This is a genomic window from Vicinamibacterales bacterium (assembly GCA_036012125.1).
GTDB lineage: Bacteria > Acidobacteriota > Vicinamibacteria > Vicinamibacterales > UBA823 > UBA11600.
Genome location: DASCOS010000001.1, coordinates 1 through 20,163 on the forward strand (window position 1 = coordinate 1; position 20,163 = coordinate 20,163).

Consider the following 20,163-nt stretch of genomic DNA (forward strand, 5'->3'; position numbering starts at 1 on the left):
CCGTCCGATTAAAGTACACACGACACGGACCAGTACAGTATGAAGATACTGAAAACCGAAAAGCCTATGCTCTTCGAGCCGCGTGGCTCGACATCGGTTCGGCGCCGTATCTGGCGAGTCTCCGTATGGACCAGGCGCGTAGCTGGGAAGAATTCCGTGAGGCGTGTAGCTATAGTCGGATTCCGGCCGAGAACATGGTGTGGGCTGACCGCGACAAGAATATTGGTTATCAGGCGGTCGGCGTTTCACCGATTCGCCCGAATTGGAGCGGGCTTGTGCCTGTCCCGGGCGACGGACGGTATGAATGGGATGGCTACCTTCCGATTATAGCGCTTCCGCACGTTACTAATCCTCCTGAAGAGTATTTCGGAACGGCCAACAACTATATGGTGCCGGATGGGTATCCTTACCTGAACGCCCTGCATTACACATGGGGGGACGAGATGCGCGCGGCTCGTCTCAACGAGGTGCTCCGGTCTGGCAGCCGCCATACACTTATTGACATGATGCGACTCCAGCAGGATGAGTTCTCAGTGCCGGCGAAAAATCTTATTCCGTTCCTTCGCGACCTTACGCTTGACGACCCGGCGGCGAATGATGCACGACGTAGCTTGTTACGCTGGGACGCGGTACTGGATCGAGATTCAGTTGATGCAGCGATCTATGTAACCTGGGAACGGCGCCTTATGCAGAACCTTCGTGAACTTTTGGTTCCGGCGTCCATTCGTGACTTCCTGGGTGGCTTGAATATGAAGAAGGTCATCAACTGGTTGGCTGCGCCAGACGGACGTTTCGGTCCAGACCCGATCGAGGGACGAGACCGCCTCCTAGTGCACAGCATGGAAGAAGCACTTGAAGAGCTTAGAACCCGCCTTGGTCCAGACCAGACTCGGTGGCACTATGGCCAGCCTGATTTCAAACATGCGCTCATTCGTCATCCATTGAGCCCAGCCGTTGACGATGCTACGCGAGCCCGTTTGGACGTGGGGCCTGTAGCGCGAGGTGGCTATGGCCGTAGTTTGAACAACACCGGTAACGGTGACAATCAGACCTCTGGCGCCTCATTCAGAATGATTGCCGACACCGAAGATTGGGACCATGCGGTCGGAACGAACGCTCCCGGTCAGTCAGGGGACCCCGATGACCCACACTACCGGGACTTGTTCAAGTTATGGGCTGCAGGGAAGTATTTTCCGGTATTCTATTCGAGAACGAAGGTCGAGTCCGTTGCTGAGCGGACCGAGCGATTGATGCCCACCGAGCCCCGGTAGCGGAATGACCGGCGGTGGCGTTAGGTGAGGGGAATCCAGATGAAACGGTTGAGTGTCGTTGTCGTGCTACTGGTTGCTGTAACGGTGGGATTGGTTCAGGCTGGCAACAAACCTATCCGTGCTCGGAATGGCATGGTTGTGTCCCAGAACGCCATCGCGTCTCAAGTAGGTATCGATGCGCTGGAGGAAGGTGGAACAGCAGTGGATGCTGCTGTGGCCACAGCCTTTGCGCTAGCCGTCACGCATCCGACTGCAGGAAACATCGGAGGTGGCGGCTTTCTGGTACATCGGGCAGCATCGGGTGATGCGATTGCCTACGATTTTCGTGAGGTCGCGCCCGCGGGCTCGTCGGCAACGATGTGGTTTGAGGGCGAACAGTACTCGTTTGAGCGGCATCACCTCAGCCACCTGTCGGTCGGCGTACCCGGGACTGTTGCGGGGTTGTATCTAGCTTGGCAAGAACATGGCAGCCTGCCCTGGCGGCGCCTGGTCGAACCGGCGATTGCTTTAGCCAGTGATGGATTTACCGTCACTCATGACTTATCGGCATCGCTTAAGCGCGTGTTGCAGCGCATGAGTCAATACCCACCATCAGTTGCGCATTTTTCAAAGAACGGTGTGCCATACGAGGCTGGTGAGAATTTTGCGCAGCCTGACCTGGCCAGCACATTAGAACGGATCGCCAACGAAGGACCAGCTGGGTTCTACCATGGCGAAACGGCCCGTTTGATCGCCGACGAGATGCGCAAGAACGGCGGCTTGATCACTGAAGCAGACTTGGCGAGATATGAGCCGAAAAAGCGGGAACCGATTCGTGGCACCTATCGCGACTACGAGATCATCTCGATGCCACCACCCAGTTCTGGCGGCACCGTGTTGGTGCAGATGCTCAATGTGTTGGAGGAATATGACCTCGCGTCGCTCGGATTCGGGTCGGCGCAGTCCATGCACCTAATTGCCGAAGCTATGCGTCGCGGCTATGCGGACCGGGCGCTGTATCTCGGCGACCCGGATTTCAATACTGACATGCCGATTTTGCGTTTAACCTCTAAAGCGTATGCTGCTGACCAGCGGCTCTCGATAAATACCGAGCGGGCGTCAGTGTCGAGCCCTACAAGTTTTTCCTGGCCGGCTGAAAGTTCAGAAACGACCCACTTTTCAGTCGTGGATCGGGAGCGGAATGCCGTCTCGCTGACCTACACGCTGGAATTTGGCTATGGGTCCGGCATCGTCGTGCCGGGCGCTGGGTTCCTTCTTAACAACGAGATGGGTGACTTCAACGCAGGGCCTGATACGACGAACGCCGACGGTCTAATCGGGACCGAGCCTAACCTGACGGCGCCAGGCAAACGGATGTTATCGAGCATGACGCCAACCATTGTCGCCAAGGACGGTCAACTTTTCATGGTTACGGGTAGCCCTGGTGGACGGACAATCATCAATACTGTGCTTCAGACTATTCTCAACGTCACAGATTTTGGTATGAACATTCAGGAGGCGATCGATGCTCCGCGCTTTCATCATCAATGGCTACCAGACCGGATCAACTATGAGCGGTACGGGTTTTCTCCTGACACTATGCGATTGCTCGAGTCGCGTGGCCACACGCTTCGGGAAGTGATTGATCAGGGGGCAGCGGAAGCGATCCTTTATAACGTCGAAGAAAATCTACTGGAAGCTGGATTGGACGGTCGTAGACCCGACGGTGGTGCGATAGGCACCGATCAGTAACGAAGATGTGGAGCGGTGACCGTTTCTGATCATCGCTCCGCGTTCTCAGTAAGTGCCTTGCATGCCGCCGTCGACCTGGATGGCGGCACCTGTCACATAGCTTGCAGCTTCGGATGAAAGGAAGACGGCGAGATTAGCTAGTTCTTTCGGCCGGCCGAGCCGACCGATTGGAATGGTTGCAACTGAGGCCTTCCGAATGGCCTCGACAGTCGTGCCCTCCCGTTCGGCATCGACACGGTCCAGTTCATCAATCCGCTCTGTGTAGATCCGCCCCGGTGCGATTACGTTGACTAGAATATTGTCCCTAGCCAGTTCTTTTGACAGGGTTTTCGCCGTGCCTAGTACGCCCATTCGCATCGCGTTCGATAACACCAGGTTTGGAATCGGCTCCCGAATTGACGACGACGCGATTGCTAGGATTCGTCCGTAGCCAGCGCGTTTCATCTGGGGTGCGGCGGCTCGGGCCATGCGGACGAAACTCATGAGGCTGAGTTCGAACGCTAAGGCCCACTGGCCCTCATCGACGGCAGAGAAACCTCCCGGTGGGGGTCCGCCCGCATTGTGGATCAGTATCTCGAGGCCACCGAATTCGTCAATGGCGGTCTGAACCAGTTTCTCACCTGCATCAGCATCCTTGACATTAGCCGCCACAGGGTGGATTTGGGCACCTGTTTCGTTGTGGATACGTTCGGCTGCCTCCTCAATCCTCGCCTGATTTCGACTCGCGACTACAACGTGACAACCTTCCTTGGCTAGACCCAAAGCGCATGCGAATCCTAGCCCGCGACTCGACGCACAGACGAGTGCACGCTTTCCCTTTAGTCCAAGTTCCACGATTGATGTCCTCCCCGCGGCCGGATTAACTCGACCGCATGATGCGCACTAGGGCGTGCTGTTGGCGTAAAGGCGTCGGTAAGAGGCGTGGTTTGTTAGAACTTCACGGACGAATCGCCTCGTTTCACTGTAGGGGATCGCATCGACAAAATAATCCTCACGAAGTCCGTCTACGGCGGTCCACCACACCCGAGCAAGGTCTTCACCGGCGTTGTAGGAGGCAGCCACTGGAGCAAGGTGGCCGTCGAACATCGTGAGCAGGCGGCTCGCCAATGCAGCGCCGATTGCAGCGTTCACGCTTGGTTCAATCATTGCGGATTCATCGTTGCTGACGTTTCCCACGCCCACTAACGGACCTATTGCGGCTGCAGTGGCAGGCATGATCTGAAACAGACCGAGAGCCCCAACGGCTGAGCGAGCGCTGGGGTCGAACCTCGATTCTTGACGCATGATGGCATAGAGCATCAGTGGGTCCATCCCGTTTGCCTCAGCAGCAGCCTCCACCTCTGACCTGAACGGCCGTGGGTAGACGAGTTGCCAGAAATTCTGCGGTAGATTGCCGGCTGGCTGCCGGAGGAACTCGCCAAAGTGGTTAGTCACGACCCGCGACGCGCGAGCATAATCTCCAGCCGTTGCCAGTGCCATGGCTGTTAGAAAGGCCAGACCACGATCATGCGATCGCTGCTGGAGAAGTGTCCATGCTGTATCAGCGGCGTCGAGGGACAGTCCCGCTCGAGCTAATAATGTGGCAGCCTGGAGTTCAGGTGCGTCAACGGTGGCGCGTGTAAGTTTCAGTTCAGGGAATGAAAGCCTGCTGCGCGGTGATGAACCATCACCACTGCTGCCTGCTAATGTTTCGTCACGGAGACGCTCTAACCCGCGTACTCCATAATAGTGGTAGGGGTAACGAGTTGTTAGCGAACGGAATGTGTCAACTGCGGTGGCCACCCGCCCAAGCCGTTGCTCGGCGATCCCCAACCAATACAAGGCCGCGGGCGCTAACTCACCCGTTGGACGCCTCCGCACTAAACCGCGGAGGTTGGTCACTGCACGCTCCAATTGATCTGTTTGCAATGCAGCTATGCCGGCGCGCCACAGGACCGTACGCTGGTCACCAGCGTTCTGGGTAATCCGAAAAAGTTCACGATAGACGTCCAACCCCTCGTCAACGAGTCCTACGGCGACGAGATACGCGGCTAGTAGAGTGCCCGTGTCACGCTTAATACCAGGAGGGGTCCCGGGAACCGTTCCCGTCCACAGGTTACCGCCCAAGGCTCTCACCTCGTCCGTTCGACCAAGCCTTACCGCTAGGCGAAAGCGGATGAGATGCACCCTTGGAAGCTGACCGTGGGATGGATAGTTGCTGCTGAAGGCGGCGCAGGCTTTGATGGCTTCGTCGTTCGATCGCATTGCATACAAGGTTTCAATCCGCTCCAAGTCAATCTGGTCAAGCTCGGCGGTGCCGGATTCTGCCCACTCATCGAGCAGCTCTAGCGCTATCCGGTATCGAGCAGTTCGGCGCAATCGCCGTACAAGGTCGCGATATTGGTTTCTGTCAAACGTCGGCATGCCTTGTGCGCCAGTGAGGCGACGAGCTGCTTCACGGGCTTCCACAAAGACCGCCGCGGACCGGAACTGGAGTTGGGTGTTGCGATAGAGGAGAAGTGCGCGATCTATATCACCGGCTTCTTCATAAACTGTGGCTAAGCCGAGCCTTGCTCGATCCGCGACCGGTCCAGTCCGGGTAAGTTGCAAGGCTTCTTGGTATCTTATCTCGGCACGGTTTGGGCGCCCCGCTTCACGTGAAATGTCACCGACAGCGACTAAAAGGTCTAAGTGGCTTCGTGCCGGTCGTCCATTCGTGAGAGCGGTTAGATAATCGTCGGCAAGACCTGCAGCGCTTCGAGTTACAGTGCTGTCGACGAGTCGGGATAGTGCGAACGAACGCAAGACCGGCTCCTCATCCGCCAGGGACGACCAGAGCGCCTCGCTATCTTCGACTCGTCCAGCGTTGTTCAAAATCTGTGCTCGGAGGAGACGGGCTTCGATCGGTTCGTCGGTGAGCGCACGCTGAAGTGCGGCGAGTGCGTGACTGAACTCACCGTTATTCAATAGCTGCACTGCATTAGAAAAACGAGGTGGGGGTAACTGGGGCTCAGTGGCGGACTGTCCGAGAACAGGTGCTGCTGAGAGCCACACAAGAATAAATGCTTGGTGGATTCTTGCTCTTAGGAGTGATGACTGTGACAATGGCATCTCGCGAAGAGTACCACGGACCGACTACAATAGTGGATGAGAAGCCGTGGAAAACGTCGGGATGCTGACGATTCAACATAGGTCCGCGGTACAGTAACAGGAGATGGTGCGTGAAGATAACACCGGGAAAACTGGCTGGTATGGATGCGGTATCGGATGGACGGGGAGCAATTGCTGCTGCGGCAATGGACCAGCGTGGCTCACTGAAAAAAGCGCTCGGCAAGGCGAAGGGGGGCGATGTCAGTGATGCGATGATGGAGGAGTTTAAGGGGGCTGTGACTGAGGTTCTAACGTCACACGCTAGTGCGATTCTCCTTGATCCCCAGTGGGGGCTTCCTGCGTCGAAGAAGCGAGCTAAGGATGCTGGCTTGCTCCTCGCGTATGAGGAGAGCGGCTACGACAACAATAAACCGGGACGGCTACCAGGGCTCCTCCCAGGATGGTCGGTGCAGCGCTTAAAGGCAGAAGGGGCCAACTGCATTAAGATTCTTCTCTACTACACGCCCTTTGAGACTGGAGAAGTCAATGAGCAGAAGCACGCGTTCATTGAGCGGGTCGGCGACGAGTGTCGGGCGAACGACATCCCCTTCTTTCTTGAGCCGGTCGGCTACGACACCAACGGAGGGGACGAAAAAGGGGCTGAGTACGCCAAGATCAAACCCGAAGTGGTCAAGCAGAGCATGGCCGAGTTTACGCAAGACCGATATGGTGTAGACGTGATGAAAGTTGAAGTGCCGGTTAACATGAAATGTGTTGAAGGCGCTAAGGCATTCGGTGGTGCAAGAGTGTACTCACGTGACGAAGCTCTGGATCACTTTCGGGCGGCCGCTGCCGTGGCGACCAAGCCGTTTATTTACCTTTCTGCTGGCGTCAGTAACGCTGAATTTACTGAGTCGCTCGAACTTGCTAACGAATCCGGTGTGAAGTTCTCCGGGGTACTTTGTGGCCGCGCAACTTGGAAGGAAGGGATCCCCGTGTATGCCACTCAAGGCATTGGAGCTTTCCGAAACTGGCTTGAGGGTGAGGGTGTAGACAATATCGGCAACGTTAATGAACGACTGAGGACTGCTCACCCATGGTTCACCGCGTACGGGGCGGCGTCGGCTGACGCGCTTGCCTGAGCACTCTCTTTTTCTGTGTTGAGGTATTCCGTCGGACGACTACGGCGTTTCCATGGTGTTTGAGTACCGTCCGAAAATTCTTGCAGCGCTAGTGGCACACGGTGTGCGACCGACTACAGCGACGCCTCCGGCGCTTGTGAAGGATCACGTCACCGCGCTATATCTCTACGAACTCAGGGCGCTTCGAGCGGCAATGATGCGGGATGAGTTTCCGAAGCGTAAATACGCCGAGCGTGTGGCGCGCTTGCGTGAGCGCTACCACCTTCTGTCGCTGCCAAGTGAGCGATGGGCCGCACAGGCATAGCACACGATTCAAAGACCAGCAATTACCAGGCCATTTGTTCTAGGACTGATACGGTTTTGCCTCAGTGTGATACGGCTGCCTGTTCTGACATAACTAGAACCTCAAGTGCCTGCAAGCAGAAATCAGTCACTCTGAATGCTCCACCTCCAACGTTCCGCAGTACGATCATGCCAACTTGCGAGTCTCTAGCGATAAACGCGGCGGCGCGATATCCCGCGACAGAACCGCCGTGGCCATAGGTTACGAAGCCACTACGACGAATTGCCTGAAAACCGACGCCGTATCCGGTAGATAAATCACCGTTCGCTGAGTTGACCCGCGTGAAATTGTCGGCGATGGTTTCACGCGCCAGTACCCATTCAGGGCCGTGGCCCAGTTGGAAGGCCAAGAACTTAGCTAAGTCTCCAACGGTTGTGTACATCGCACCGTTTGGCACTTTGTAACCGCGTCCGCCGTGTTCGCGCGCTGGTGTGTCGGCATCGATGACACCGTCAGCAACGCCGTAACCGGTTGCTAGGTGAGCCTGAATCTCAGGATTTGGCTCGAAGGCGGTCTGAGTCATTCCAAGCGGGCGGAAGATCTCCTCGGTCATGTAGTCGACGAATGGTCGTCTGGAAGCTTTGGCGAGAGCGGCACCCAGCACAGCGTAGCCGATGTTGGAATAGTGATAATGGGTGTCAGGCTCGAAGCTATACTCGACACGTGGTAAGGCGTTTCGCATCACCTGCGTCCATTCATTCACAGGTCCCACTAGATAGGTCGGTAAGTCCTTTGGCTCACGGCCGAGCCCTGAGGTCATCGTAGCTAGCTGCACGAGAGAGATCGGCGGAGCACCGACTATCCGATTCTGCACCTCGTTGATCACAGGTAGATAACGTTCCACCGGATCCGACAACCTCACAACCCCACGCTCGACGAGTTGCAAGAGCATCAGCGCTGTGAATGGCTTGGTGATTGACCCGATCCTGTAGACCGTATCAACTGTTGCAACCTTGTGAGTGGCCATGTCGGCGAAACCGTAGCTCTTGGTCCAGATGAGCGCCCCTCTCTTGACGACGCCTATGGTGACACTGCCGATGTCATCCCGTGCTAGCTCGGTTTGGGCCATTTGGTCAATTTCGGCCAAGGCCGCTTCGAACTCTGTGCTGGTTTGGGCTCTACTGGGTCGAGCGCTGACCAGCACCGCTACCGAACTCACGAGGATGCTGATAAGGAGTTGTGCTCCGATGAATCTCAAGCTGACCATACGTCACCTCCACGCCGAAGTTGTCGCAGCCGTGACATAACTGCTGTGCCATCGCGGCCGAAATGATCGTGCAATTCAAGATATTCGTGATAGAGCCGATCGTATGGCTGTTCAACTGCAGGGTTCGGTGCGACCGTTTCGGTCTCAAGGTGGGCCATGTTCTTGACTGCCGCCCCGAGTGATGCGTAGCCTCCAATTTGCTGTCCAGCTACCACGGCACCAAGAATGGAGGCACCCAAGGCCGAGGCATTGCCTGAGGTCGCCAGACGAATAGGTCGTTGCGTGATGTCAGCGTAGACCTGGAGTAAGAGCGGACTACGATCGGCCAGACCACCGGTAGCGACAAGTTCGGTCACTGGGATCTGTTCCAGTTCAAATGCGTCGAGCACACGACGAGTCCCGAAACCCGTTGCCTCTATGAGGCTTCTGTAAACATCGGCCTGAGTGGTCTGGAGTGATAGGCCCACAATAAGTCCGGAAAGGTCGGTGTTGGCTAGAACGGATCGATTGCCGTTCCACCAATCCAGCGCGACCAATCCGTTCCCGCCTGGCTTCGTTGCTGCTGCCGCACTTTCAAGCTGCACGAATGTGTCTGGGTCCTGCGCGTGATCCGGGTTTACAAACCTAACGAACCAAGCGAAGATATCCCCGACCGCAGCCTGGCCGGCCTCGTAACCGTATAACCCCTCGACGATACCATCCTCCACGATGCCAGCCACTCCCTCAACAGGCGCATGGTGTTCTGCTAGCAACATGTGACAGGTTGAAGTCCCGAGAACGACGACCATGCGACCTGGGGTGACAACTGTTGCACCTAGGACTGCGGCGTGGGCGTCGATAATTGGGACGGCGACCGGCGTGCCAGGACTCAATGCGAGACGCGAAGCGCTCTCGTCGGTCAACCTTCCCGCGCACTGCCCGGGTGCGAGGATGTCACCCGGGAGCTTGTTCTGGACGAAGTGGCGCATCCGTGGGTCGAGGGCTTCGAAGAATGCCTGAGATGGAAAGCCGTGTGCTCGGCTCCAGAAGCCCTTGTAGCCAGCTCCGCAGGCGTTTCTTACGAGCTTGCCAGTCAATTGAGCGACTACCCAGTCTGCAGCCTCCACGATACCCTCGGCGGTTTCATAGATTTCTGGGTCTTCTTCGAGGATTTGTAGCGTTTTGGCGACGAGCCATTCCGGGGAGGTGCGGCCTCCGTAATCGTTAAGAAAGCGCTCACTCCGAGCGATGGCGGTTTCGTTAATTCGATCCGCTTGCGACTGTGCTGCGTGGTGTTTCCAGAGTTTGACCCAAGCGTGAGGACGTTTAACGAATGCCGGGTTCAGGCAGAGTGGTTGATGGCCTCTGTCAACCGGCAGCACCGTTGAGGCGGTGAAGTCAATGCCCATTCCCCTGATTGCATCGACGGGCACTCCGGCTTCTCGTCTCGCCTCTATCACGACGGCGGTCAATGCGGTCAGGTAATCTGTAGGATGCTGGAGGGCCCAGTCGGCTTCTAGCGCACCGCCGTCAGGTAGTTCACGGTCGATCACTCCATGCGGATAGTCTGCTACCGCAGTTGCAAGTTGGCGCCCAGTAGCCATCTCTACGATAACCGCTCGGCACGACGCCGTTCCAAAATCTATCCCGATGGAGCACGGGGTAACACTTCGACTCATCGCTGAAACTCGACGGCCTGGTGCTGAGAAAGATCATCGTCCAAATCACCGCAGAGATTAACCCGCAAGCCAAGTTCCTGTGCCATTGCGGACTTCATGACCAGCGCACGATGGGCGTCGACCGCGTTGGGAGTGTACGCCACCTGAATATGATTGGATTGGTGCTTTGCCATGAGCTGGTTACGATTCACTCCATACAGAACAGCGTGCATGATCGGCCACTGCGGAGTGGTCAGTTGCCACCGTCGCTCAGTCTCTTCGTCGGGTAACCGAACAACGCCCCCACGGCCAATATCCATGTGTAGGGCGTTCTGCTCGATGTAAATCCGGCTCCACACAATTTCACCAGGTCTACTGACGCCCTTCAGTGTTGATCCGCCGCGAGGAAAGTACATGGGTGGTTGGCGTTCGCCGACGGCACCGGCATAGCCATTAATGAAGTGACTGGCAGGTGCGGCACCAGAGATTTCAAAGACCCACACGAACTCGTTGACTCCGTGGTCACGAACGACCTCGCCCCACCGAACGTCGTGGAGCGTCGTGGATGGGTCAAACCCGAGAGCCATCCAAACCCGGTTGGTGAGCAGTGCATCGACGCCCGCGCACTCGTCGACCTCATTAAAGTGTGGAATAGCCTGACCTTCGAACACCGGACGGCCGTTTGCGCCAACGACTGGCGGCCTATCGGGATTGTTTAATAATCCTTCAGCGAGATCGGAGGCAACACACAGGTCCTTCAAACCCTGTTGGTACTGGATACCTATGGCGCTGCAACCGAATCGGTCGGCGAGGGTCGCGGCTGCGGTGTACATTTTCAAGCCTTCTAAAACTTGGTCTTCGGTGAGGTGTTCGCTTTCATCGGGGCCAAATCGGAATTGCATGCCGCGGTCTAGTAGCCACTTGTAGTGAACACGGGCTGTCTCAGTCTTAACGTCACGCATGGCCGCGTAAAGTGCTGACTGGCTAAGTCGCTCTTTGAAAAGCCCCAAGCGATGCAGTAGTTGGTCAGGGATGATCGCGTTGAACATTCCCATGCAACCCTCATCAAACACGCCGAGTAGTGCTTGGTCAGTTCGAAGATGCGATCCAACTGCGTGGCCACGCGCTGCAAATTCTTGAAATTCAACCGGCCACTGGTGATCGTCGAGTGGTCGTGCGTGTGACACGTCGTGCGTGATGTGTCCATGAGTCAGCCATTCGGATAATCCGCGCTTAGCGAAATCGTCTTGGAAGTTCTCACTCCAGACGGAACTGTAAGGGACATTGGCTTTCGTCAGTGAGCCGTTGAGATTGAGTAGGCCCACGAGGCCAGGCCATTCACCGCTCCAGTTGGCCAGGGTCAAGACCGGTCCCTTGTGGCGGATTAAGCCGGCTAGGACATGGCTTGTGTATTGCCAAACTGCTGTCGCAACAACGATTGGTAACTGTGGGTCGATCTGTCTGAAAACCTCCAGTCCGCGTGCTTGGCTGTCGATAAAGCCATGTCCGGTGTTCAGGTCGGGCTCATGAGCCCGATGGGTCTGATGACCCAAATCCTTCAACACACCTTGCACCATCTTCTCGAGTACTTGTTGTGCGGGCCAGCACCGCCGGTTGGCACTCGGCCGCGAATCACCGCTGGCAACGATCTGGATGGGGGGTTTATCAGCCATTTACCCTGTGGTTCGGGAAGACCGGCTCGGGCCGCGGGAGGTTTACGCAACTGGCAGTTTGTAGCATAACGGAATCCACAAAATTTGGTCCTGCGTTTCTCAATAAGCCTCTGACTATGGATAATTTACTCTCGAAGGGCGGCTAGGTGCTCGTTTACCTTCCATCACTGCGGGTTCGATTCCCAAGGCCGTTTTGGCGGTGCCGGCCTGTCAGTGAGCGCGTCCTAGGTTAGAATCTGTGCCTTGGCCCGGCTATTGTCTCCCTGCGAGATAGGACAACTCATGACTGATTCTCGGAAACCCTCCAGCAAGTGGAGACGGCGACTGACGCTTGAAGTCTGATGCCAACTTGTGCCCACGTACTTGCAACAACCTTGAAGGCGGGTGGTGTTACCATGCTCTTCGGTCTTCCAGGCGGCGAGATCCTCAACTTCGTTGAGGCGGCTAAGCGGGTCGAGATTGATTTCCTGCTGACTCGACACGAAGCCACAGCATCACTGATGGCCGATGCAACTGGTCAAATGCTTCGGCGCCCAGGGGTCTGTGTTTCCACTTTGGGTCCGGGAGCTGTCAACATGACGCTCGGTGTTGCAAACGCTTACCTTGATCGTTCGCCACTTCTCGCGATTACGGCATCGACGGCGACCTCGGCCGCACCTTATGCGACGCATCAAAACCTAGATCTCAGCGCGGTCTATCGTCCATTCACGAAGGCGGTGCTGACTCTTGACGGTCAGGATACTGAGGCCAAGGTGCGCCGTGCTTTCCGTACGGCCATGACACCGCGGATGGGGCCAGTCCACATCGCGTTGCCAAGTGATGTGGCCTGCGCAGAGGACCGACAGACAGTCGACCCCTCAGGCGAAGCGTTTGAGCCACCGCCGATTCCACCGCCGAGCAGCGAGGCTATTGCCAAGATGAGCTCCAGGCTGCGAACATCGAAACGGCCCATTCTCATTCTCGGGCTTGACCTTGGGGTCTCCGACGTAGCAGCTGTGCGGAGGTTCGTCGAAGCCCTTAATGTTCCGGTGTTTGTCACTCCCAAGGCAAAAGGCATGTTGGCCGAAGACCATCCGAATTTTTTTGGTGTGTGTGCCGGCGTGTCTGGTGATGGTGCCATCGTAGACTTTCTAGCCAGTGCTGATTTACTCGTGGGTGTCGGGTTCGAACCGGTTGAGTCGGAAAAGTTGTGGCACCAGACCATGCCAATCGTCTCAATCGGGCCGTTATCGATTGCCTCTGGTTCCTTTCGGCCAGAGATGGAGCTTGAAGGCCAAGTGGCGACATCACTAACAGCGTTGTCTCAAGCCGAGTTGGGTCCATTTGCTTGGGATCCCACAGAGTTGGTGGCGTTTCGGCAACGATTGGCTTCGGTCGTTGCGCCGGCTAAGACTACGGGTCGAGGTTTGTCGCCCAGTGCGGTTGTGCATCGGCTGCGTGAAGTGCTACCTCGTGAGACGATCGCGACCACCGACGTCGGTTCGGTGAAATTCGTCACGTCGCAGGGATGGACAACTTATGAACCGATGACCTTTTTTGAGTCGAACGGTTTGTCTGCCATGAGCTACGCTTTTCCAGCGGCTATGGCAGCTTCACTCATTTTCCGCGATCGTCCGGTGCTCTGTACGATTGGTGATGGGGGCTTCGGAATGACGATGGCGGATGTGGAGACCTGCGTTCGGCTCCGACTACCGATCGTAACCGTGGTCTTCAACGACTGCTCACTCAGTCTGATTCAGATGGCACAGGCGCGACGAGGGCTGGCTGACGTGGGTGTACGCTATGGCAAGATTAATTTTGGTATGGCTGCCGAGGCGTTAGGTGCGTGGGGACGCCGGGTCGCAAGCCTTGACGAACTTGGCGCGGCGGTTGCTGAGGGCCGGGGCACCGGAAGACCGGTTGTGATTGACGTACCGGTCGACCCGGCCGAGTATCGGATGCATTCGGCGCCACCTACCGTTACCTAACTGACCTGAAAAGGATAGGTTTGTTGATCGTTACGATACATGCTCATCGCGCATTGCTATTCGCTAGTTTGGTCATAGTAACTGCTACGCTTGTTGGTTGTGGGGCCCCAGTGCTGGAGGAAAGTGGCACCGATAGCTCTCGACGAATCGATGTAGCAGCCCTGGATACTCGTATCAACGAGTTACTTCGAGTTGGGCACTCCGATGGAATGACCGCTAGTATCTGGATCGGAGGTGTGACCGGAGAACCGTGGTACATACGGGATGCCTCGACTGTGCGAGCAGCGGCGAGCAGCATTAAAACGGCCTACCTTGTCGAACTATTCGACGCCTACGCAGAGCAGCTCGATGAATCGGTAAGCGAGCTAGCCGAGATCGTGAGCGATGAGGCGCACCCCGCGGTGGCACACTTTAGTCTGGACGATCTCACTGAAATCCGACGGGAGGTCGAGGAGGCCACGATCAGACGGCTCGGGCACATGATGATCCGCGGTAGTGATGTGTCGAATGTTGTCTATAACGCTTCCGCGAATGTGGTTACAGCACTTTTGGGTGGTCCTGGCGCGCTGACCGCACGGATTCAGCGGAGAGATGCGGCATTTAGTGGACTGACAGTACGGCGTTACATGTTGGCCGCGCGAGACGTGACTGGAGACAACGAAGCTACGGCTGCGTCTCTCGCGGCCGTATTAAGGCGCATCGCCTCCCGTCGTATTGCTGGGATGGAGCCCGATACAATCTCCGCGATGTGGGATATTTTGCGCGTGCCTAATGACGATGGTATCGATGGTCGTGTCCATTACTTCAAGAGTGGCAGTCTCAATAGCGACCCGATGGTACGGATTCGTTCAGGATTCTGGCATTTTCCACCGGATGAAACCACCGTCTACGTCGTGATCGTTGAACAACCGGTGCCGGGTAGCCTCTCGAGGGATCGGGCGGGGGAGCGTCTGGCTGGAGTGAGTGTGTTGGTAACCGATGCGGTGCTGGCCGCCCGATGAGCAGGGCGAAGCTTCTATTCCTCGACGCCCCTTCGACACAATCGAATTTTTTGGATCCGAAGGGCTCATTAAAGACTCCTTAAAGACTTGTGACCACCTGGGTAAGACGAGAGTTTAAAGACCATATGTGTCCAGATGTGAGGGCATTGTAACTGATGATGTAGTTTGTTCTGTATGACATCTGCCTGCTGTGTTTCATCCTGAATATTGGCATTATGGTCGTGGAGCTATGAGGGTGTGGTGAGTTGAGTGCTTGGTGTCACTGTCATACAGTGAGGGGAGCGGTGGGCCGATATGGATCGTATGCGGATCATGAGTAAGGGAATTGTGCTCTTCTTCGTCATGGTAGCTGTGCCTACGGTGACTACGATCTCTCAAGAGCTACCGCTAACAATGGAGGTGAGCCATTACGCACGGTCGCTTCAGCCTGGTGAAGTCGTGCGGGTGACCGCGACGTTTTCTCGGCCAGTGAGCACTGTGCGCGCTAGTGCGTTTGGCAGTGTGGTGTCCTTCCAACCGACCGGCGACCAGCGGATGTGGAGTGGCCTAGTTGGAATTGATCTGGACGTTAAAATCGGGGAACACCTTATTTCAATTGTTGGCACCTCGCCGAATGGAATAACCGCACGGACGGAGCATCCCTTGGCGGTGATATCCAAGGAGTTCGCGACACGCCGGCTGACCGTTGCGCCTGAATATGTGACGCCCCCGGACGGGGTTATCGAGCGGATTCAGCGTGAAGGGGCGCGCACGACGAAGTTATTCAATACCCAGACACCGATAGCATACTGGAGCGGCGCATTTCTCCGTCCGGTTACTGGAGCGGCGACGAGCGCTTTCGGTCGGCGTAGTGTCTTCAATGGTCAAGCCCGGAGCCCGCATAGCGGAGCAGATTTTCGAGCTTCGCAGGGCACTCCGGTTAAAGCACCGAACTCCGGCGTCGTCGTACTTGCTAACGATCTCTACTTCTCAGGTAACTGTGTGATCATTGACCATGGACTAGGTCTCTACTCGTTCTTTGCTCATCTTTCTCGAATTGGTGTAGCTGAGGGGGATAGGGTTGCCTCTGGCGATATCATTGGTGACGTCGGCGCAACGGGGCGCGTGACGGGGCCACACTTGCACTGGACCGTCCGTCTGAACACGGCGCGCGTTGACCCTCAGTCGTTGATGGCTGTCCTTGCTGACGGTGGGTAGTGATTTGTTGCCAGTTCAAATGCTCCACTAACCTACGGAGTCGCCGATCACTTTTTACCTCGGCGGTCCCACAATGGGACGGCCCTCACTGGAGCATGGTTACTGAGGTATGCACTCGACACAGATCGAAACAACTCAATGACTAGTGCTCAGGAACAGGCTCTTATCGAATTCACTCGAGAACTTGTGCGTATCCCTAGTGTTTTGGGCGATGAACAGGCGATGGCTGCACGTGTCCGTGAGGAGATGGAACGCCTCGGTTTCGATCAGATAACAGTTGACGAAGCTGGGAACGTTGTCAGCATTGTCGAGGGTCGCCACGACGGGCCGACGCTGCTCTTCGATGCGCACCTGGATACCGTCGACGTATTGCCTCGAGATGGCTGGACCTACGACCCTTTTGGAGGAGACCTCCAGGACGATCGGATCTACGGGCGCGGTAGTTCAGACATGAAAGGGGCGCTTGCCGCGATGATTCATGGCGTTGCGGGCATGGACCGTGAATCTACGAAGGGACGTGCCATCATTTCTGGATCGGTTGGGGAGGAACTGATTGAAGGCGCAGCCCTCCGTCATGTCATGCAGTCCGTCCGTCCTGACTATGTTGTTATCGGAGAATCCTCTGAACTCCAATTGGTCCGCGCTGGACGAGGTCGTGCTGAACTCGTCATAGAGACCCATGGGCGCCCGTCGCATGCCTCGACGCCGGACCGCGGACTCAATGCCGTGCACATCATGCGCGATGTAATTGCTGAAATTGAAGCACTCGTGATGCCAACCCATCCGTTTGTAGGTTGTGGTGTCACGTGTTTGACTGACCTAATCTCGATACCGTATCCCGCCCACTCGGTTGTTCCGAGCGGATGCCGTGCCACTTACGAACGCAGGTTGTTACCCGGGGAAACGAAGGAATCGCTATTTAGTGAAATGCAAGAGGCTGTCAATCGAGCGGCCGCAACTGACACAACTGTTCGGTTGGCAACGACCAACTACGAGAGTTACACCGGTATGCGGTGGGAAGAACCGAAGTGGTACCCTCCCTGGGAGATAGACGAATCGCATACCCTAGTGCAGCAGGCGCTGGCCGGGTTACGTCGCACTCAACTCGATCCCTCAATGCGGAGCTATCAGTTCTGTACGAATGCTGCCTATAGTGCAGGAGCTGCCGGTATTCCAACGATCGGCTTTGGGCCGTCTTCAGAACATCACGCACATGTGTGTGACGAGCATCTAGAAGTGAGCCAGCTACTCGGAGCTGCCACAGGCTACAGAGCAATCGCAGACGCAATGCTCGCGTTCTAGTTGGCTAGGTAAGGCTCCACCGCTGCCAATACAGGGCGTTAATTGGTGACTATCGTGCCAACTCTACCAGGGTACGGATGCGTTCAGCATCGGTAACGTTCATCGAGAACTCGGACGAGCCCGGCTCAATGCCCATGTAGCAATCCGGATTGCGAAAGGTCATAGCGCTCTCAATTTTCTTAGTGCCTGTGACGTGAATTTCTCGTGCACCGGTCGCCCAGAGAATTGTCAGTAGACTTCGCTCGTCTATGCTGCCACCAGGCATGACAATAATACGGTCGCCAGCTTGGGTGATGAGCTCGCGAAGTAGCTCGATCCCTTCGACTGCGGTCGCTCTTTGACCCGAGGTCAACACCCGTTCAATGTGTAACCCGACCAAGGCTTCCAGTGACTGTGTTGGGTTGCCGGCCATGTCGAACGCACGATGAAACGTGACCGCCATTGGCCTGGCTTGTTCCGTAAGTTGTTCTGTGCGACGAACGTCGACCTCGCCATCCTGTGTCAGCAGACCGAAGACGACACCGTTACTCCCTAACCGTTTGGCCATCTCGACGTCGCGTTGCATCGACGCGAATTCGGTGTCGGAATAAAGAAAATCACCACCTCGGGGTCGAATCATCACTTGAATTTCGATTGTCGTACGCTGTCGAGTTACCGCGATCGTACCTGCACTCGGGGTCAACCCGCCTTCACGTAACGCTGCACAGAGTTCGATACGATGCGCGCCACCGGCCTCAGCTGCAATCGCGCTGTCGACCGAGTCGACGCATGCCTCGACGAGAATTTCATGTGGCATATTTATTAATCGGAAGCTTCACGATCTGCGTATAAATAGATACTGAAGGATGGTAACTCTAATCATCCAAAATATGACCACAGTCCAACGACCACGACGCTGATGATGATGGTCATAATTTTTTCATTTGTCCGCCCGGCGATCTCGGCAGCGTGGTTCCTCCAGTTGAGCGTTACATCGGCAAGGCTTTCGACATCACGCCGTTCGCTCGGCTGGCTCAGCCAGAACATCATTCCGACCGAGACGAAGAAGAGGATAACTGAGAAATTTAGGAAACTGAATTCTACTAATGCGTTTAGACCACCGAGGTTCCAACCCAGACCGTTGTGAAGAACATCGAGCAAGAAGCGCCCGCCGCCTATAATGCCTCCAAAGACCAGCGTGGTTAACGCCGCCCGCGCTGTGGCTCCCTTCCAGAGAATACCGACGAGGAACACCGCTGTGATCGGCGCAGCCAGACTTGCCTGAATGCTCTGGAGGTATTGGTAGATCTCATTGTTCAAGTGCTGAATAAATGGAATCCAAAGGATGCTGACGACGACGATCACTGCCGTTGTTATGCGCCCGACAAAGACCAGCGTTTTTTCAGCAGCGTCTGGGCGCCGCTTTTTGTAGACGTCCATCGTAAGAAGGGTTGAGCACGAATTAAAAACTGAACTGAGAGATGACATGAGTGCTGCCAGTAGGGCGGCGATCATTAAGCTTTGCACTCCAGCCGGCAGTAGTCGAAGCACTAAAAGTGGGTAGGCGTTGTCACCGGTCACGTCCGCTGGCCAGAGTGCCTTAGCGATGAGGCCTGGCAGGACGAGGATGAAAACAGGAAGGATTTTAAGTGCAGCGCAGAAGATAGTTCCTTTACGAGCTTCATTTACGTTTTTCGCTGAAAGCGTCTTCTGGACGATCACCTGATCGGTGCACCAATACCAAACGCCAAGGATCATCGTGCCAAGAGTTGTTCCTGGCCACGGGTAGACTGAGTCGCTAGCTGGTTTCAGCATGTGGAAAAAATCGTCAGGAAGCGCTGCTCTTAAGTTGGCGAAGCCGCCTATCTCACTAAGGCCGAGTGTTGTCAGTAGAATCGCGCCACCGATAAGGATGAACGCTTGAATCAGGTCAGTGTAAATAACAGCCGCGAGACCGCCAGCGATCGTGTAAGCACCGGTTGCAATTACCAGCAGGATTGCTGAAGTCATATAGTCCCAGCCGAAGACTTCCCGGATTAATATCCCGCCAGCGAATAACGAAACAGAAATTTTTGTAAAGATGTACGCAAAGATCGAAATCCACGTGAGATAGGCACGGCACCCAGAGCTGAATCTTCGCTCCAAGAACTCCGGCATCGTGAAGACGCGAGTCTTAAGGTAATGCGGTAAAAACAGCCATCCCAGGATAAAGAGGCACAAGCTGGCGGACCACTCGTAGGCTCCAACCGCGAGGCCAGACGAGGCGCCCGAGCCGGCCAAACCAATGAAATGTTCGCTACCGATGTTTGTGGCGAAAACCGAAGCCCCGATGGCGAACCAGCCAACGTGTTGGCCAGCTAGGAAATAGTCGCGGCTCGTTCGCTCTTTGCGAGCGAAGTGGAACCCGATGGAGAAGATCCCGAGAAAGTAGGCGATGAGAATGCTGGTGCCGAGCATGCCGCGTCAGCGCGCCAAGTAAACTCCGTGCGCCTTTCCCACTTCAGTGAGGGTAAACACTACGTGCGGATTCAAGTATGTGCCCAATAAAAGCAGCATGGTTAGTTGAGCAGAGCCACCGAAGAATTATATGTGTTTCTACAGCTACAGTCGTTTGTGGGACCGTGTTTCTACTCTGAATTGACGG

At 55.9% G+C, this 20,163-nt stretch carries 15 protein-coding genes; 8 read left to right on the forward strand and 7 right to left on the reverse strand.

From position 1 onward, the window contains the following. The coding region (locus QGH09_00005) for a penicillin acylase family protein (protein HJO16572.1) at positions 1-1,271 on the forward strand (1,271 nt) is incomplete at its 5' end. 39 nt (positions 1,272-1,310) lie between these two features. Continuing rightward, positions 1,311-3,002 carry a gamma-glutamyltransferase gene (gene ggt / locus QGH09_00010; GenBank protein HJO16573.1) on the forward strand — a complete coding sequence of 564 codons (1,692 nt, stop codon included), beginning with the start codon at positions 1,311-1,313 and terminating at the stop codon, positions 3,000-3,002. Positions 3,003-3,047: 45 nt separating this feature from the next. On the opposite strand, the gene QGH09_00015 is transcribed toward ggt, so the two are convergent. Beyond that, a complete protein-coding gene (locus QGH09_00015; GenBank protein ID HJO16574.1) occupies positions 3,048-3,836 on the reverse strand; it encodes an SDR family oxidoreductase in 789 nt (262 codons plus the stop codon). Positions 3,837-3,884: 48 nt separating this feature from the next. Further along, a complete protein-coding gene (locus QGH09_00020) occupies positions 3,885-6,092 on the reverse strand; it encodes a transglycosylase SLT domain-containing protein (protein HJO16575.1) in 2,208 nt (735 codons plus the stop codon). A gap of 110 nt (positions 6,093-6,202) precedes the next feature. Between QGH09_00020 and QGH09_00025 the strand changes: the two genes are divergently transcribed. Then, positions 6,203-7,213 (forward strand): tagatose 1,6-diphosphate aldolase, encoded by a 1,011-nt coding sequence (locus QGH09_00025; protein ID HJO16576.1) that lies wholly within the window; start codon positions 6,203-6,205, stop codon positions 7,211-7,213. A 52-nt stretch (positions 7,214-7,265) separates the two neighbouring features. Then, on the forward strand, positions 7,266-7,517 hold the full coding sequence (locus QGH09_00030; GenBank protein ID HJO16577.1) for a hypothetical protein: 252 nt from the start codon (positions 7,266-7,268) through the stop codon (positions 7,515-7,517). Between the two features lie 61 nt (positions 7,518-7,578). Here the strand turns inward: QGH09_00030 and QGH09_00035 are convergent, their stop codons facing one another. The 3 genes from QGH09_00035 to QGH09_00045 are packed head-to-tail and all read right to left on the reverse strand — an operon-like array spanning position 7,579 to position 12,073. After that, positions 7,579-8,763: a serine hydrolase domain-containing protein gene (locus tag QGH09_00035; GenBank protein ID HJO16578.1), complete on the reverse strand. Its 1,185-nt coding sequence runs from the start codon at positions 8,761-8,763 to the stop codon at positions 7,579-7,581. Then, positions 8,751-10,421 (reverse strand): ribulokinase, encoded by a 1,671-nt coding sequence (locus QGH09_00040; protein ID HJO16579.1) that lies wholly within the window; start codon positions 10,419-10,421, stop codon positions 8,751-8,753. Before QGH09_00040 ends, QGH09_00035 begins: the two co-directional genes overlap by 13 nt. After that, a complete protein-coding gene (locus QGH09_00045) occupies positions 10,418-12,073 on the reverse strand; it encodes a hypothetical protein (GenBank protein HJO16580.1) in 1,656 nt (551 codons plus the stop codon). Before QGH09_00045 ends, QGH09_00040 begins: the two co-directional genes overlap by 4 nt. A 341-nt stretch (positions 12,074-12,414) precedes the next feature. Here QGH09_00045 and QGH09_00050 point away from each other — a divergent pair, with 341 nt between their 5' ends. From QGH09_00050 to QGH09_00065, 4 genes are all read left to right on the forward strand, one after another. After that, a complete protein-coding gene (locus tag QGH09_00050; GenBank protein ID HJO16581.1) occupies positions 12,415-14,040 on the forward strand; it encodes a thiamine pyrophosphate-binding protein in 1,626 nt (541 codons plus the stop codon). A 23-nt stretch (positions 14,041-14,063) separates the two neighbouring features. Further along, the gene (locus tag QGH09_00055) at positions 14,064-15,041 is read left to right on the forward strand and encodes a serine hydrolase (GenBank protein HJO16582.1); all 978 of its coding nucleotides are present in this window, start codon (positions 14,064-14,066) and stop codon (positions 15,039-15,041) included. Positions 15,042-15,335: 294 nt separating this feature from the next. Beyond that, a complete protein-coding gene (locus QGH09_00060; GenBank protein ID HJO16583.1) occupies positions 15,336-16,238 on the forward strand; it encodes a M23 family metallopeptidase in 903 nt (300 codons plus the stop codon). Between the two features lie 138 nt (positions 16,239-16,376). Then, positions 16,377-17,540, forward strand: a complete 1,164-nt coding sequence (locus QGH09_00065) for a YgeY family selenium metabolism-linked hydrolase (GenBank protein HJO16584.1) — start codon at positions 16,377-16,379, stop codon at positions 17,538-17,540. Between the two features lie 49 nt (positions 17,541-17,589). Here QGH09_00065 and QGH09_00070 read toward each other — a convergent pair whose 3' ends face one another. Together QGH09_00070 and QGH09_00075 are read right to left on the reverse strand one after the other, a co-directional pair. Continuing rightward, the gene (locus QGH09_00070; GenBank protein ID HJO16585.1) at positions 17,590-18,336 is read right to left on the reverse strand and encodes a copper homeostasis protein CutC; all 747 of its coding nucleotides are present in this window, start codon (positions 18,334-18,336) and stop codon (positions 17,590-17,592) included. Positions 18,337-18,398: 62 nt separating this feature from the next. Continuing rightward, positions 18,399-19,976, reverse strand: coding sequence for a sodium:solute symporter (locus QGH09_00075; protein HJO16586.1), 1,578 nt, complete (start codon positions 19,974-19,976; stop codon positions 18,399-18,401). Between the last annotated feature and the right edge of the window lie 187 nt (positions 19,977-20,163).

Coding starts and splice junctions, on each gene's coding strand:
- QGH09_00050 (HJO16581.1), top strand. CDS start 12,415: ATGCCAACTTGTGCCCACGTACTTGCAACAACCTTGAAGGCGGGTGGT.
- QGH09_00030 (HJO16577.1), top strand. CDS start 7,266: ATGGTGTTTGAGTACCGTCCGAAAATTCTTGCAGCGCTAGTGGCACAC.
- QGH09_00060 (HJO16583.1), top strand. CDS start 15,336: ATGGATCGTATGCGGATCATGAGTAAGGGAATTGTGCTCTTCTTCGTC.
- QGH09_00070 (HJO16585.1), bottom strand. CDS start 18,336: ATGCCACATGAAATTCTCGTCGAGGCATGCGTCGACTCGGTCGACAGC.
- QGH09_00040 (HJO16579.1), bottom strand. CDS start 10,421: ATGAGTCGAAGTGTTACCCCGTGCTCCATCGGGATAGATTTTGGAACG.
- ggt (HJO16573.1), top strand. CDS start 1,311: ATGAAACGGTTGAGTGTCGTTGTCGTGCTACTGGTTGCTGTAACGGTG.
- QGH09_00045 (HJO16580.1), bottom strand. CDS start 12,073: ATGGCTGATAAACCCCCCATCCAGATCGTTGCCAGCGGTGATTCGCGG.
- QGH09_00035 (HJO16578.1), bottom strand. CDS start 8,763: ATGGTCAGCTTGAGATTCATCGGAGCACAACTCCTTATCAGCATCCTC.
- QGH09_00065 (HJO16584.1), top strand. CDS start 16,377: ATGACTAGTGCTCAGGAACAGGCTCTTATCGAATTCACTCGAGAACTT.
- QGH09_00020 (HJO16575.1), bottom strand. CDS start 6,092: ATGCCATTGTCACAGTCATCACTCCTAAGAGCAAGAATCCACCAAGCA.
- QGH09_00075 (HJO16586.1), bottom strand. CDS start 19,976: ATGCTCGGCACCAGCATTCTCATCGCCTACTTTCTCGGGATCTTCTCC.